This window comes from Sphingobacterium sp. BS-2, assembly GCF_046161205.1.
Classification (GTDB): Bacteria; Bacteroidota; Bacteroidia; order Sphingobacteriales; family Sphingobacteriaceae; genus Sphingobacterium; species Sphingobacterium mizutaii.
This window is the reverse complement of the sequence record NZ_JBIXGO010000011.1, coordinates 24,975-41,376: the sequence shown is the minus strand read 5'-3', so window position 1 is coordinate 41,376 and position 16,402 is coordinate 24,975. Positions and strand designations below refer to the sequence as shown.

9 protein-coding genes are annotated in these 16,402 nt (G+C 38.9%); 1 reads left to right on the top strand and 8 read right to left on the bottom strand.

The features are described 5' to 3' along the window. Positions 1-19 precede the first annotated feature (19 nt). A complete protein-coding gene (locus ACK2WI_RS04660; protein WP_093100715.1) occupies positions 20-1,114 on the top strand; it encodes a hypothetical protein in 1,095 nt (364 codons plus the stop codon). Between the two features lie 34 nt (positions 1,115-1,148). Here the strand turns inward: ACK2WI_RS04660 and ACK2WI_RS04655 are convergent, their stop codons facing one another. The 8 genes from ACK2WI_RS04655 to ACK2WI_RS04620 form a co-directional block, all read right to left on the bottom strand. Continuing rightward, positions 1,149-2,009, bottom strand: a complete 861-nt coding sequence (locus tag ACK2WI_RS04655; RefSeq protein WP_373865690.1) for a transglutaminase-like domain-containing protein — start codon at positions 2,007-2,009, stop codon at positions 1,149-1,151. Positions 2,010-2,056: 47 nt separating this feature from the next. Next, a complete protein-coding gene (locus tag ACK2WI_RS04650; RefSeq protein WP_185215986.1) occupies positions 2,057-2,716 on the bottom strand; it encodes an ABC transporter ATP-binding protein in 660 nt (219 codons plus the stop codon). A gap of 153 nt (positions 2,717-2,869) precedes the next feature. Next, on the bottom strand, positions 2,870-5,266 hold the full coding sequence (locus ACK2WI_RS04645; protein WP_409149945.1) for an FtsX-like permease family protein: 2,397 nt from the start codon (positions 5,264-5,266) through the stop codon (positions 2,870-2,872). 152 nt (positions 5,267-5,418) lie between these two features. Beyond that, complete coding sequence (locus ACK2WI_RS04640; protein WP_409149944.1) at positions 5,419-7,824, bottom strand: ABC transporter permease; 2,406 nt, start codon at positions 7,822-7,824, stop codon at positions 5,419-5,421. 109 nt (positions 7,825-7,933) lie between these two features. Next, on the bottom strand, positions 7,934-10,324 hold the full coding sequence (locus tag ACK2WI_RS04635) for an ABC transporter permease (RefSeq protein ID WP_409149943.1): 2,391 nt from the start codon (positions 10,322-10,324) through the stop codon (positions 7,934-7,936). 325 nt (positions 10,325-10,649) lie between these two features. Beyond that, positions 10,650-10,832, bottom strand: a complete 183-nt coding sequence (locus ACK2WI_RS04630) for a hypothetical protein (RefSeq protein WP_409149942.1) — start codon at positions 10,830-10,832, stop codon at positions 10,650-10,652. Positions 10,833-11,355: 523 nt separating this feature from the next. Next, on the bottom strand, positions 11,356-13,803 hold the full coding sequence (locus ACK2WI_RS04625; RefSeq protein WP_409149941.1) for an ABC transporter permease: 2,448 nt from the start codon (positions 13,801-13,803) through the stop codon (positions 11,356-11,358). A 163-nt stretch (positions 13,804-13,966) separates the two neighbouring features. Further along, positions 13,967-16,360, bottom strand: a complete 2,394-nt coding sequence (locus ACK2WI_RS04620; RefSeq protein ID WP_409149940.1) for an ABC transporter permease — start codon at positions 16,358-16,360, stop codon at positions 13,967-13,969. Positions 16,361-16,402: the final 42 nt, after the last annotated feature.

Below are 16,402 nucleotides of genomic sequence, written 5' to 3'. Positions count from 1 at the left end.
TGTAATAAATTGATTATTTATGAAACTTAAATACGTATTTGCGCTACTCGCCATTGCCACCCTCATAGGATTTTATTCCTGTGAAAAAGATGATGATGAGCCTACGACAAGCAACTCGATCTCAAGACTATATATATCCTACTCTGATTATAATGAAAACCCTGAATTAACGCCTTTCAACAACGTTGTGTTGTTGCCTAATGCAGATGAGGAAGAGGACATGAGCCTTCGTGCCACTCCTTTTTTAGGAAATGTAAGGGGCGGAAATTCAATCTATTTCAACCCAAGTGCACGCATTATTTTTCAATCTTCATTAAATACCACTGTTACAGACACCTTTGTCTACAAACTGAATATTGGTGAAACTGGCGCTTTGAGCAATGACAAAAATCAAATCCGCCAAGGCGTTTTAAAAGGAGTGCGTGGTTTGGTCTTCCATCCAAGTCTAGATAAGTTGTACACCATCTCTGTTGGTGGCGATGAACCAAGTTACTATGTATTCGACAGACCTCGTGGATTGTCCGAATTCAGAAAACCGGGACAGACCTATCGGTTTAAAAATAATATAGACCCTTGGGATGTGACCATAGTGAAAAGCGGATTGGTGGTGAGTAAATCTGGAACGAATGGGGGAGTTGAAATTTACGACAACTTGGTTATTTCCCGAGATTCCACTGTTGCTTCGGTGGAGCCTTCCAAAGTACTGACCGTTGAGAATGCCAGCAATATCCGTGGTATGTCAGTCGATACGGTAAACAATATGCTTGCGCTGACCGATTTCGTACAGGTAGGAACTGGAGCATCGGCAACTTACCAGGGAAAGATCCTCATCTTTGATGATTATGCGAAAATCAGTGCTGCAACAGGTGTTATTAGTCCTTCACGTATTATTACAGGGATAAACACCAAATTACAGCAACCGGTGGATGTTGAGCTTGATTTCAGAAAAGACAGCAAGTTTATCTATGTGGCTGATCCTGTTTCAAAAGCAGTTTATAGATTTTTAAAGACTGATAATGGAGATGTTGCGCCAAATGCCACTTATCAATATCAGCAAGCTGGTAGGAGCGTTCCTTCGACTCCAAGAGGGATATCCTTAGATGCCAGGAATTAAATCATAAAATAAAAGTATTTGTAGGAAGACGAGGTTAATTAATCTCGTCTTCTTCGATTAAGGTCAGCAGGGTTTCCACCTCCAGTTTCTTTTCCGCGTTATCAACATGCTCATAAGCTGCAATCAGGTTTCTCAATACCCTTTTTATGATTGCGATATTATCACAGGGCAGGGTGTAATTATCAGAAAGCGGTAAATTGAGCTGTCTCAAGAACGCATAGATATCTTCCTCACGCATGATCTGCCCGCGGTTGAAAACATTGATATAAAATTGGACTTTATCCTGATTTTCGCCATCCACATAGGCCAAAACAAAATGTTTGGGAAGATTGACACCATAGATTGGAATATCCAGTTTCTGGGCCACCAAAGCATATATACAGGCCAAACTGATTGGATTCCCTTTTTTTGTTTCCAGCACTTTATGGATGAAGGAATTTTGAGGATCATGATAATTAGAAGTATTGCCAGAAAGCCCAAATTCACGGAATAGGATATTATTCAACAACTTTACCTTCTCCACGGGGCTCATATCATACATCAGGTGGTACCAGGCATTCCTACGGAGTTCCGCGAGTTGGTAGTATACCTGTTCTTCATGAAGATTTGGATATTGGTATCGGTTGATGATCAGCAGGCCTTCCAAGAGGTCCTCGGAATTATTGAGCTTCCATAATTGCAGGTCATTCTTGACCTGGTCATATTGGATTCTATGAATGATATTCTCAATCCGGCCTTGTGAAAGCGGGTCAAAAGAAGATTCCCACGAGTGTTCCAATAAAGGTATAACCTCAGGCCCACATGTGATTAGTTTGTGCTCTATCTCTTGAAAAATCTCCCGGTCGGGATCATCCAAAAGATAGATGAGTGCCTTAATTTCTTTTTCATTCACAATGAAATTTACGAAATAAAAGGCAATCCCAAAAATCCTTCAGCAAATTGTTATTTTAATTGACCATCCAACATATTGATGATGGACTTGCCGTATTCTGCATTCTTCTCAGAGTGAGTCACTTGTATAATGGTCATGCCATCATCGTTCAGTTGTTTGAACAGCTCCATGATTTCCTCCCCTTGTTTCGAATTCAGGTTTCCGGTAGGCTCATCCGCTAACAGCAACCTTGGCGATCCTGCCAATGCTCTAGCGATTCCGACCACTTGTTGCTGTCCACCAGAAAGCTGAGCAGGGAACAGATCCTTTTTGCCCACAATGTTAAAACGGTCCAACATATCTGAAACAATGCTCTTGCGCTCTGAAGACGAAAGGTTCTTGTAGATCAATGGCGTTTCGATGTTTTCATATACCGTTAACTCATCAATTAAATGATACGATTGGAATACATATCCGATATGCGATTGAAACAATTGCGATCTCTTTTTCGCCTTCATATTCAGCACATCCTCGCCCATAAAGTTGTAGCTGCCTTCATCCGGCTCATCCAACATCCCAATGACGTTCAATAAGGTCGACTTTCCCGACCCCGAAGGACCCATAATAGAAACAAAATCACCCTCATTGATCTCCAAATTGATGTCCTTTAAAATAAAGTTTTTGGCCCCGCCAACATTGTACCACTTAAATATGTGTTCTAATTTTATCATGTTTTTTTTATAGTATTTAGTATAAAGTATTTAGTATTTAGACCTTTCCTGCTCCACAGGATCGTCTTAAATCATCTTATCCTTTCCAATCAGGTTAATATCTCATATCTCACATCTCATATCTCACATCCATTCAAGGGCACAGCCCTTGAATTACTCATCCCTCAAGCTATCCACCGGATTCTCTGTTGCTGCCTTTAAAGATTGGAAGAATACGGTAATAAAAAGGATCAATAATATGCTTAAAATGGCAAGACCAAAATACCAGAATTTTATTTCTATATGATAGGCAAAATTGTTCAGCCAAGATTCAATTAAAAGGTAAGCAATTGGCACAGCAATTACGGTCCCAATGATGAATATTTTAAAAAATGGTTTATTGAGTTGGAAAAAGATAGAAGCGATGGAAGCCCCTAAGACCTTCCGGATACTCATTTCTTTTCTTTTGATTGAAACCTGATAAGCCGACATGCTAAACAAGCCCAGACAAGCAACTATGACCGCCAATAACGTAAATCCATTGAATGCCTTTTGCAGCTCTATTTGTTTCTTTTGCAAGCTGGCATAACTTTGATCCATAAACTCATAATCCAAAGGCAATGATTCAGCAGCAGGGTTTTTCAACCATTCCTTTTCCATGGTTTTTATTGCATCCTCAGTTTTTCCTACAGCAGTTTTTACAATAAAGGCTGTTTTAAATCTACCCTTTCCACATTCATCCTTATAGGAGTAAATTGTTGGTTTCACCTTGTTTTCAAATCCATAGGCAATGCTGTTTTGTACCACTCCTACGATTTCAAAATTAGCATCACAACCAGCGATGGTATTACCTATAGGATTGTCTATGTTCCATGCTTTTGCTGCAGCCTCATTAATGACAGCATAATGTTTGGCAGAATCCGTAATTAATTTATCCATAGAGGGACTGTTTCCACCAGACAAGAAATTGATGTTTAATGTCTGGAAAAACTCAGGGTCTATGCCAACATGGTCCAAGTCCTGTTTTTCAGTGTTATAATTAAATTCAAATTGAGGGGGCAATTCCCTAGCCCCAGGAATGGTCGTTGCTCGTGAAGCAGAGATAATACTAGGATTTTGTAGCAATCGCTGCTTGAAATCATAAAAAGTCCCATCAACCTTATTATCATAATACATGGAAACCCCGATAAAATTGATAACCTGTGAAGGTTCAAATCCTTTGTCAGAATCCTTCATGAAATTGACTTGCTGTCGTACGACAAACATGCCAGTTACAAAAATGATCGCAATAATAAATTGGGATATGATTAGAATATTCCGAAGTCGGTTATTCATACCAAGGGAAAGGTTGTTTCCCTTCAATAATCTCACAGAATTAAATCCAGATAGCGAAATCGCAGGATATATTCCAGATATCAAGGTGCAAACTAAAATCCCAATCAGTAGTTGACCTAAAGTTTGAATATTCAGGATATAACTCATCAGATCATCATTAAACCAATTCTGCAAGGAGTTTCCAGTGATGATGAGCAAAACAAAAGATAAGATTGCTGAAAAACTAGTAAGTATCAAGACTTCCAAAAGCAATTGCCGTATCAAAGCAAATCTTGAACTCCCCAAGATTTTCTTGATGGCTAATTCTTTCAGTCGTTGATTGGCTTTTGCCATCATCATATTGGCGAAATTGGCACAAGCCAGGACCAAAATAGTGATTGATAGAACAGCAAGAATCCATACGATGAGGTAATTCGTATTGCTGCCAGCTTTTGGTTTTAAATATAGATTTTGAAGTGGATCCAAATAGACCTTACCTTTAGCAAAGGCCGAACTTTGAATTCTTTCCTTCTTGGAAAACTTGTTGGTAAACAGGTCATTAATTTTACTTGTTAATTGGTCGATATCAGTACCCTTTTTTACTTGGATAAAGGTCTGAACTAGATAAGGGTTACCCTCTTCCTCTGTATCTATTTTTCGAATATAGAGGACATCGCCATCGATAATCGATAGCTTTCTTTCTTGAATCAATCCATAGAACGTATCATGAACCCCCATGGCAAGACTGAGTGCAGGAACTTTCTTGGGTTCACTAAAATCTTGATATTCCTTAAAAAGCAATTTTGCAATCGGCTCTTTGATTAGGTTCGCCTCATTCTGCTCAGCATTCTTGTACAAAGGACCGTTCTTACTTTCGATTTGAAATATCCTGGCTAGCGAAGAGTCTATTGCAAGAGCTTTTTTAATATTGACTGTTGATTCTCCAAATAATGGATAAATACCCCAAGTGAAATCAATCTTTCTTCCGGCATATTGTATTTCTGGGAAATTATCTTTCAGCGTCTGCGCCATCGAAGGGAGCATATCAACACTGTATTCTCCATTGGCCTCCAGTCCAACTTGATAAATTCGATCATAATTGGGATTCCATTTATCATAACTGCTTTCCCTATTAATAAACTGATAAGATAAAATAAACCCTGCAAAACCTAAGGTTAAACCAAGAATATTCAACAACGAGAAACTTTTGTTATTCCATAGATTCCTCCATGCTATTTTCAAATCGTGCTTTATCATATCTTATGCTTAGTATTTAGTATCAAGTAAATAGTATTTAGACCTTTCCTGCTCCACAGGATCGTCTTAAATCATCCTATCCTTTCCAATCAGGTTAATATCTCATATCTCACATCTCAAATCTCACATCCATTCAGGGCACAGCCCTTGAATTACTCATCCCTCAAGCTATCCACCGGATTGGCCTTGGCCGCTTTCAAAGATTGGAAACTCATCGTCAAGAAAGCAATAACAACAGTCGCCAGCGCTGGAATCACAAACATCCACCAAGTTATGTCTATTTTATAAGCAAAATCATCTAACCACTTATTGGATGCCCACCAAGCAATTGGAGAAGCAATCAAAATGGAAATTAAGACCAGCTTAATATAATCTTTTGAAAGTAGACCAACGATTCCTGAAATGGAACTTCCCAATACTTTGCGGATCCCAATTTCTTTAGTTCGTTGGGCGGTAGAGATAGTCACCAATCCGATTAATCCGAGGCAACTCAATAAGATGGTAACCCCAGTGGAAAGGTTGATGATTTTAGAAAACCTATGGTCTGATTCATACAGCTGACGGATATTTTCATCGTAAAATTTAAAGGCAAATGGAGCATTTGGGTAAATATTCTTCCATTCTTTTTCGATCGTCTCTATGGAAGACTTCCAAGTTTTTGGATCAGCATGCAGTTTGACGGAAATGACTTGAAGTTGACCTCTATTCTTAGATATCAACATTGCCACCCCTTCTTTTTCTGTATGAAATGATTTGCTCGTATAATTTGAGGTAACACCTGTAATCGTTCTATCCCTGTCATAGGCACTTACTGCTTTTCCTATTGCTTCTTCGGGACTTTTGAAGCCCATTTCTTCAATAGCCAATTCATTCAGGATGATTCCCGAACTGGTATCCGCCATATTCAAATTTCTTCCTGCTAGCAACTTAATTCCATAAACATCAAAATAATCTTTGTCCACAAACTTGAAAGGTACATTTACCTTCACTACTCCAGTGTCCGCAGTTGAAGAAACAAAGTTCCCCCAATGGTTATCGGACAATGGTAAATGACCTAATGCAACTCCAGCAACCTGACTATGTTTCAACAAAGCATCCTTAAATACATAAGGGTCGACATCAGCATTTTGATCGACCTTATAAGGTAATTGCATCGTAATCAATGCTTGATGGTTAAATCCAAGGTCAGAGGTCATGGTATGTTTCATTTGCATCCCCATGATAAAAGTGGATACGACAAAGCCTTGTGCAATGACAAATTGAAATATGATCAATACCTTTCTGATCGAAATACTACCCACTGATAATTTTCCAATGCCTTTCATTTTGATGACCTCAGAGATCTGAACCTTGTTGATCAGGTAAGCAGGGTAAATACTCGAGGCAATGCTAATGAAAATGACTAAGCCTAGTATGAAAATGCTTACAGGCAAAATATCTGAAAATGAATTCAGGTTTGCTGGTAAATAGGATTCAAAAGCTTTCTCGAAAATTTTCGTCAAAGGCCAAGAAAGCAATAGTGCGCAAATGCAAATACAAAAAGTTTCAATCAAAAAGGATTTGGTAACATCAAAGGGTTGTTCACCCAAGGTTTTCCGGATACCAATTTCCTTGGCTCTATACGGTACTTGGGCTGTAGTCAGGTTGATGTAGTTGATGGTCGCCAATAAGAGTAAAAATACACCTATGCCGATGAATCCATAGACTACTTTAATATTCGAACTATTTTGAAGGTTCTTGTCAAAATGTACCTCGGCAAGCGGAGTTACACCGGCTCCGGCCTTGGTATTCATTTCAGCGAAATCCTTTTTAGTCATTTCATGGATTTTCTTGCTGACTTCGTTGACAAAAGCATCCCTATCATTCGGCGACTTTAATTTTACAAATAAAGTGAAGTTAGACATAAAGGAAACCCAAAGGTCTGAATTCCAATTATCGTCCGATACCTTTACAAATTCCTTCGCCAAGAAACTACTTGGACTTTCCAGATCCTTAACAACCCCAGATACAGAATAGAGAGTCGTGTCATACATTAAGGTCTTTCCCACAACCTCCTTAGGGTCTATATTCGGGAAATATTGGTTCGCTCTACTTTTGGTAAGTATGACCTCATTTGGATGCTGCAATGCTTGTTTGGGATTCCCCGCCAACCATTCATAAGGGACCATTTTGAAATAATCACTTGTGGTTTCAATGATGTTTTCTTGATCCTCAATCTTAAAACTCTCTTTGGAGTCTATACTATTCGTGATTTTCGGAAAATATTTTCTATAAACTGGAACTGAAAGCTCTACGCTCGAAAGGTTCTCCTTAATATATCTGGCTAATGGAGTTGGAACCCCATCAAACCGATCTGTAGAAGCAATCTCCTCGAATACCCCATATACCTTGAATATTTTCTCGCCCTCCGCGTGATTCTTGTCAAAACTCAATTCGTAGTTCACCAGCCTAAAAACGATCCAACAGGCACTGATCCCAATAGCCAAACCAATAATATTCAGGAAGGTAAATAACTTATTCTTCCATAATTTCCTAAAAATCAAATTCAAATTCTTCATAATCTATGCTAAATCAAAAAGTAATTTATTTATTCGCCATCATAACCTTTCCACTATCTCATATCTCACATCTAAAATCTCATATCTATTCAAGAGCATAGCTCTTGAATCATTCATCCTTCAAACTATCCACCGGATTTGCCCTAGCTGCTTTAAATGCTTGACCTCCAATAGTCATAAAGGAAATAACAAGTGTAATCAAACCGGCAGCAAAGAATATCCACCATTCGATATGGATATGGTAAACAAAGTTGCTCAGCCATTTATCCATGGCCCAATATCCTAATGGGATAGCAATGATAAAGGCCAAGACCACCAATTTTATAAAATCAGAAGTCAATAAAGCCACCAACTTACCAACTGAAGCACCCAGAACCTTTCTGATTCCAATCTCCTTAACGCGTTGTTGTGCGGTATAAGCAGAAATCGCAAATAGACCTATACAGGCAATTACTATAGTTACAAAAGCAAAGAGTTGCATAATCTTGGTAGTCTGTTGTTCCTGTTTATAAAGGGCAGCATAATCATCATCCAAGAAATGATAGTTAAAGGTTGTATTTGGTAATATTTTGTTGAATGCCACCTGTATATCCTGTAGGGATTGTGTCGTATTGGCGCCTGCATTTATTTTTACAAAGACATTTCCGAAATAGCTGTATTCAGGAAATAACGCTACTGGTCGAACTTCCTCTTTCAAAGAAGCAAAGTTGAAATTGTCTACCACGGCTCTCACAGGTCCCCTTCTTCCATTGATATTGACGGTCTTGCCAATTGCTTCCTCTGGAGTCCAGCCGATTCTTTCTGCTGCCATCTTATTGATGATGATAGCAACGGAACGGTTTGCAGATGTGTCCCTTGCTTTAATGATGTCCGTTTCGTTCAATGGTTCCCCAGCGAGGATTGGGATTTCAAAAGTCGACAAAAAGTCCCTTTCAATCGGCAATGCTGTAATATCCATACTGAAATTTGGATTCTTACCTTCAGAAGTTTCCAAGGAATATCCACCCTGTACATTGACCGGAGAATCATAGGATGCCGATATATTCTTGATAGACCGATTGTTTCTAAGTTCATTCTTCAGGTTTTCCAGCCCCTTTGTTTTTAATACATCACCGTCTAATACGACAATTTGGGAACGGTTTAAACCTGTATCCATGGTTTGGATAAACTGCATCTGCCTATAGGCAAACAAAGTACAGATTACTAAAAAGATCGAAATGCAATATTGGAAAGTTATCAAGATCTTGGCAATTGGAAACTTTGTCTTATTCGTCTTGAGTTGCCCCTTGATCACGCTGATCGGCTTAAATTGTGCAATGACCCATGCTGGCCAGCCCGAAGCAATGAAATTCAATATGATGAAGAAAACTATAACCGCTAAATAAAAATATGGATTGGTCCATACCTCAAGTTTCATAGGGACACCTAAATACATGCTGAATACCGGCAATAAAAGCCAGGCAAGTAGTATCCCCAGTGCCAAAGCTATGCCTACCATCATTCCGCCTTCCACAATAAATTGATTGAAAATCCCCTTTTTATGAGCACCAATTACTTTACGGACAGCAATCTCTTTAGCTCTCTCCGTAGCATGAGCAAGGGAAAGGTTCGTGAAATTGACCGCCGAGATCAATAGGAGGGCAGCTGCTAAAAAGCCGAAGATATATAGGTACAATAAATTCCCCGAACCAGCTGCTTTTGAATGCAAATGCACCGTTTCAATATTTTCTAGATTGATCTTTATGGTATAACCAGCATCATATTGCTCTTTCAATTGCTGCTTCATAAAGGCATCTACCTTTTCTTGTAATGCCTGCTGATTGACATTTGCTTTCAACAAAATAAAAGTGATGTCATTTGCTGATCCCCACTGCGGTTCTTCTTGATATCTCTCCAAGCCCTTGTTCGACAGCAAAGCCGAGAAACGTATTTCAGTATAAGTCGGCAGATCCTCTATAACTGCAGTTATTTTCCATGGATTTTTGTCAATCAAGATTGTTTTACCGATTGGGTTTTCATTGGCAAAATATTTTTTCGCTAATGATTCAGTTAATACAATCTCATTGGGGTTAGCTAATGCGGAATTTGCATTTCCAGAAAGAACCTTATAATCTAGGACTTTTAAAAAATCCGCATCCACATATTTTAGACCGGACTCTTTTATTGATTCCGAGCCATTTTCAATCAAGGCGGCATTATTGTAGGTATACATCCTGACAGCTTTCTCGATCTCAGGAAATTCCTTTGCAAAGACCGGAGCAACAGCCGTGGGAGTTACCCTCCAATAAGTAAAATCAGCATCCTCCGGAGATTTCACCGAAGAGGTAACCAGCGAAACCCGATCTGAATTGGACAGATATCGATCATAACTCAACTCATGGTAAACATAAGCCAACAGCAGTAAAAAACAGGTTATACCTAATGCTAAACTGCAAATATTGATAATCGAAAAACCCTTGTTTTTACGAATGTTCCGGAAAGCTATTTTTAGATTATTCATGTTAATATTGGTAATGTGTTTCCATTGGAGTACAGGTCTGTTTTATGGAAGCCTTGACTCACAAAAATTGAAATACAATACATTTGCCAGTAATGTAAAGTGCTGGAAAATAGAGTAATGTAATAATTTAAGGTGTTAGACATGTTCGATATCGAACGTTTTTTGTTCGGTACTGAACGGTTGGGGTTCTATAGACATCTGACAATAGACAATAGACACAAGACCCTGGAAAGAAGAGAAATTTGAATTTCACAAAAGGGAGTAATTCTTGGATATTGATGTTTTATCGGTCAATTGCCAATTCAACCCCTAAATGGCAAAGTCATTAAGTTAATAAATAACAAAATTTAGATTCTTCGTTACTTTTGGAGCCCAAAAGTAACCAAAAGGCTTCGGCCCATTTAAGGTGGCTTTTCGCACAATCTTCCGCACATGGATAGAATGCCTTGGTGTCGGGAATATCTTTCAATAGATCATCCCTTTTAATGGGATGATCTATTGAAAGCATTCCAAGGCCAATCCCATCGCGCAGGGCATCGGCATTCTTTCCATTTTTCCGCCACTGGAAATGAGCCGGGGGGCTAAAGAACTTCCTTCGGAAGGATGAAGTTTGTTAACTTTCCGAACCCCCAGTGAGATGAAATATTTTTATGAAAATCCCCTTCTGAATTTATTTCCAATTCTGAACGATCAGTGAAGAATCTGTACGGTTCTCCTCCAAACTACCTTGTCATCCTTGACCGAAGGTCAAGGAGCTGTTCGCTAATACAGCGATGGATGTTTTTCTTTTTCAAGGTTCGCATCTCTCAGAGATGCTTCGTTCCTCAGCATGAACACAAAAAACCTTAAATAATGACATGGCCCTACAGGGTGATATGTGCACTGTATGTTCTAATGTTTTTAATAAGATATTATCAATTATATCTCATTCATAGATCTTGGTCCATCCTCCCATCCTCGTTGGGTGAGCTGTTCCCTGAGCGGAGCCGAGGGGGAGTCGAACCCCAATCCTGGTTCAATTCCCCGTCTACCTACTCCTCTTTCAAGCTATTCACAGGATTGATCCTTCCAATCCTAAGGGCATGATAACAGATGGTTCCAAATGCAATCAGCAAACTCAAGCCTCCAGCTGCTAAGAATACCCAAGGATGGATATCAATTCTATAACTAAAATCTTGTAACCAATTATTCATAGCCCACCAAGCTATTGGAGAAGCAATGAGAATGGCAACTAAAACCAGTTTTATAAAATCTGTAGACAACAATTTAATGATTCCTGGTAGGCTTGCCCCTAGGACTTTTCGGATACCGATTTCTTTAGTCCGTTGTTGGGTAACAAAAGCAGCTAAACCGAACAATCCCAAGCAGGCAATGAAAATGGCGAATACAGCAAAGGTTGAAACGATCGCTTGAGTGCGTTGAACATCGGCATATAGTTTTTCAAAACCTTCATCTAAGAAGGTGTATTGAATTTTCTGATTGGGAGAGAAGCTGCTCCATACTTTATTGATTTCAGCAAGGGTCTGTTCAAGGTTGTTGGTATTTAGCTTAATGGAAATCATATTAGGGCTACCACCAATCATCAAAGCCAATGGTTTTACCGCATCGCCTTTCATATCGCCAAAAATAAAATCTTCAACCACCCCGATGATGGTAAAGGTTGCGAAATTGCGAATCTTCGCTCCGATTGGATTTTTTATACCGAGTTCCTTAACCATACTTTGGTTAACGACGACAGCTGCCGAATCTGTGGGCATCTCCATATTAAAATTCCTACCCTCAATAAGTTTGATGCCAAATGTTTTCAGGTAATCCACATCAACCACCCAGTTCTGTCCCCCAATTCCGACATCCTCATTCTGCCGGCCATCAATCCAATAGGCATTGCCATTCCGTCTTACCCCATCCATCATAACGGGTAAATAATCTCCAACGGAAACCGATGAAACGCTGGAAATACCTTTCAATTCTTCCTTCATCGCCTTTTGTTTTCCATCCAAAGTACTCGTTCCGCGTAAAACCAAAACCTGTTCCTTGTCAAATCCTAAGTCTTTATGGAGTATATATTTTACTTGTTGATTGATGATTAATGTTCCGATAATCAGGATAATGGATGTAGAAAATTGAAAGATTACTAATCCATTCCTGAACCAGTTATTGCCAGATTTTAAATTTAATTTTCCTTTTAATACGGCAATCGGTTTGAAGGATGATAGATATAATGCGGGATATACCCCTGAAATAATACCTATAAAACAACCAAAAAGTAGGAGCGAGGGGATAAACACTAAGTTCTTCCAAGGGAATGACAATGATTTTCCTGCAATTCCATTAAAAGAAGGTAAAAGTAAATAGGCAATGGCGATAGCAATCAATATTGATATTAAGGAATATAATAAAGACTCGGTAATAAACTGCCAGATCAAAGACTTGCGATCTGAACCAATTGTTTTTCTTACACCCACTTCTTTGGCGCGGGTGTTGGCATTTGCTGTGGAAAGATTGATAAAATTAATGATAGCGATGATCAATATTAAAGCTGCTATTCCGGCAAAGATATAGACCAATTGGGCATCACCTCGATTCTGGTTTTCAATCTTATTATTTTGAATGCCCTTTGAATGTAGGTGAATATCCTTTAAAGGTTGCAAGGTCATCTTTGCAGACCTCCATATTTCCTCATTCACTGCCATGCCGGCTTGCATGACCGCAGGACGATAATGATCATCAATATATGATCTGGTTAGTTTTTTCTCTAGTTCAGCGATGTCACTACCATCTTTAACCTTGAAATAGGTCGAATAATTGGAAGCCAACCAATTCTGTTTCTCGCCAGGGTAAGGTTCATGACCACTTAAGGTCATAAAGAAATCAAAGCCGTAAAAATTCGAGTTCGTCGGGATATCATCGATTACAGCGGTAACAGTATAGCCCTTAGATTTATCATTGTTTAGATAAATAGTCTTTCCAGTAGGGTCTCCTTTGAATAGTTTCTCGGCCTTACTTTTAGTAATAACAACCGTACTGGGATTATCCAGAGCATGATTTAAAGTACCATATACTGTTTCCATCGGAAACATGTCCATTATGCCCTGGTCTACATAACAAAAACCTTCCTCACTAAACAATTCAGGGTTTTCATTCGTCGCAACCTGATTACTACCCGCACCAAAAAGCGGATTCGATAATACACGACCAAAAGCTGTAATTTCAGGGAACTCCTCCTTCAATTCAGGCCCAGCAGGTGCAGGCATAGAAACACCCTTCTGTACCACATTATCTCTTGTAATTACCCCTACAACCCTGAAAATCTGATTAGAGTCCTTATAGAACTTATCATAACTCAACTCATGCTGTATATAAAGCACTATCAATAAGCAAATAGCCATGCTAAATGCAAATCCCCCAATCTTGATAAAAGAATAAAACCTCTGATTCTTGAGGTTCCTCCAAGCGATTTTTATATTGTTTTGAAACATTAAAATAGTATTGAGATTTGAGAATTGAGATTTGAGAAGCATAGTTTCAAATTCAATTCAACTAATTAATTAATTTCCTGTTTTCAATAAGAAATATAAAGCTATACCTCTCTCATATCTTATATCTCATATCTCATATCCATTCAAGGGCTTTGCCCTTGAATCACTCATCCCTCAAGCTGTCCACAATATTGGCATTGGCGGCTCTAAAGGCTTGCCAAGCGATGGTAGACCAGGCAATGACAATGGCTAGACCTGCTGCTAGTGCAAACATCCACCACTGTATATCGATGCGGTAGGCATAGGTCTGCAACCAATTATTCATGACCCACCAAGCTAATGGTGCTGCCAGCAAAAAGGCGATGAGGACTAATCTTATAAAGTCTTTTGAAAGGAGTATAATGATACTGGATACCGAAGATCCTAGAACCTTACGGATGCCAATCTCTTTAACCCTTGTATTTATAGTTAGTAAAGCTAGAGCGAATAAGCCTAAGCAAGATATAATAATAGCTATACTTGTTCCGCTTATGACAATTTTTGAAAATGTCCGCTCAGATTGATACAAGTTCTGCGTATTTTCATCAAGGTAGGATGGTTCGACCTTAGCCTTTGGATTTACCTTTTTCCATATCACATTCACCTTATCCAAGGTTTCTGCAAGTTGTTGGGTTTCGACACGAACAAAGATGTATTCCACAGTGAAAACATTAGGATTCACTGAAATGGTTAAGGGTTCGACTTGGGCCCTAAGATCTTGAAAATTGAAATCATCCATAATGCCGATTACGGTACTTTTACCGTTCAGGTCGATTTCCTTACCTAAGATTTTATCAGCACCGCCAAATTGTGCCGCCATCTGTTTGTTGATAACTACAGCATTCGTATCGGTCCCAAAGGAACGGTCAAAATCCCTGCCTCCCAATAATTTGATGCCTAATGTATTTAGGTAATCATAGTCAACCCGGATGAAATTGGTTTGAATTTCCTTGTTTTCATGTTCAAAACCAAAAATGCTCCTTTGCAAAGTGCCATCGCGGCCCTTACCAATATTTACATCCGCTGCACTGACGTTCTTTACCCAAGTTTGTTGGCTTAACTCAGCACGCATCCTTTGAACCATATCTTCTTTATTGACCCCAGCACCAATTGGAATACTGATGACCTCAGTCTTGTTAAATCCCAATGGTTTATTCGAGATATAATTCAATTGGGTGCTGATTACAATGGTCGCTATGATCAAGATAATGGCGATCACAAATTGCAATACTGTTAATGAACTTCTAAGATTTGAAGTTTTTATTTTATTGGATCCCTTTAGAGACTGGATAATATTTGTCCGTGCAGCTTTAAAGGCTGGTAAACCGCCAGCAAGGAGAGAGATTAGCAGAAAAGCCACTAGGAAGATAACCAGGTTCTTGATATTAAATAGATCCATTATTTTCAATTGGTAATTCATGTTGGCATTGAACTGCGGTAAGACCAAATAGGCTATGATCAAACCAACCAACAAAGCAATAAGGCATAAGATAAAAGATTCTAGTGTCAACTGCTTTACAATATCCCAAGTCGTTCCACCTAATGTCTTGCGGGTGCCGATTTCTCTATTTCTACTGATAGCATTAGCTAAGGAGAGATTGATGAAATTGGATGAAGCGATAAACATAATTAAACCCGAGATCAACAATAATATCCAAGGATAGTTGGATGATAAAGAGGCCGCAGGACCAAAATCATTCAGGTGTACTTTTGCCATTGGCAATAGGTGAAAACTGAAATAACTTCCATTGATATCTGCTTTTCCGCCATCACGTTTCAAGCGGTCTATATCATTTTTAAAGAATTGCTCCGTAAAAGCTTTGGTTTCCTTGCTGAAGGTCGCATCATTGACTGCAGCTTTCATTTTTACATAAACTTCATGGTCTGAGTTGTCCCAGGCCTGCATCTGTTCCAGGTAACCAGGTCTGTTTTCAAATCTATAGAGTGAGTTAAAACGAAGGCTTGAATTGCTCGGTAAATCTTTCAGGACCGCGCCAACGGTTGCCGCCTTCCAAACTCCATTTAAATTAACCTCAATCTGTTTTCCTACAACATCGGTTGAGCCAAACAGATTCTTTGCCATATTCTCGGTCAAGACCATATTGTCAAGACCCGAAAGGACATTCTTATTACCTGAAATAAACGGGAAATCGAAAATCTTGAAAAAATCCTCATCTACAAATCTATTGGTTGATGTAAATTCTTTATCACCATTTTTCAGGACTAATTTGCTATTGGCATAACGTGTAATACCTTCAATACTCGGAATATCCTTTTTCAACTGGGGAGCCAAGGGTGAAGGCATCGAAGAGTCCTCTCTTTTTCCAGTTTCCGGTTCTGAACTTTTATAAAGAAGCGCAATCCTCTCTCCATTAGGATGAAAATTATCAAATGACAACTCAAACATTGCTGTCAAAAACAAAACCGTTGATGCTGCAATGGCAATAGCCAATCCTATGATGTGAATAGCACTTAAGGATTTGGTCTTTAATATCGATCTCCAAGCTGTTTTAAGCATTTTAGTAGTATTGAGATTTGAGTATTGAGATATGGAGATAGC

Bases quoted from the DNA above. Each gene is read 5' to 3' on its own strand.
- ACK2WI_RS04660 (WP_093100715.1), top strand. From the start codon at position 20: ATGAAACTTAAATACGTATTTGCGCTACTCGCCATTGCCACCCTCATA.
- ACK2WI_RS04650 (WP_185215986.1), bottom strand. From the start codon at position 2,716: ATGATAAAATTAGAACACATATTTAAGTGGTACAATGTTGGCGGGGCC.
- ACK2WI_RS04645 (WP_409149945.1), bottom strand. From the start codon at position 5,266: ATGATAAAGCACGATTTGAAAATAGCATGGAGGAATCTATGGAATAAC.
- ACK2WI_RS04640 (WP_409149944.1), bottom strand. From the start codon at position 7,824: ATGAAGAATTTGAATTTGATTTTTAGGAAATTATGGAAGAATAAGTTA.
- ACK2WI_RS04635 (WP_409149943.1), bottom strand. From the start codon at position 10,324: ATGAATAATCTAAAAATAGCTTTCCGGAACATTCGTAAAAACAAGGGT.
- ACK2WI_RS04630 (WP_409149942.1), bottom strand. From the start codon at position 10,832: ATGCTTTCAATAGATCATCCCATTAAAAGGGATGATCTATTGAAAGAT.
- ACK2WI_RS04625 (WP_409149941.1), bottom strand. From the start codon at position 13,803: ATGTTTCAAAACAATATAAAAATCGCTTGGAGGAACCTCAAGAATCAG.
- ACK2WI_RS04620 (WP_409149940.1), bottom strand. From the start codon at position 16,360: ATGCTTAAAACAGCTTGGAGATCGATATTAAAGACCAAATCCTTAAGT.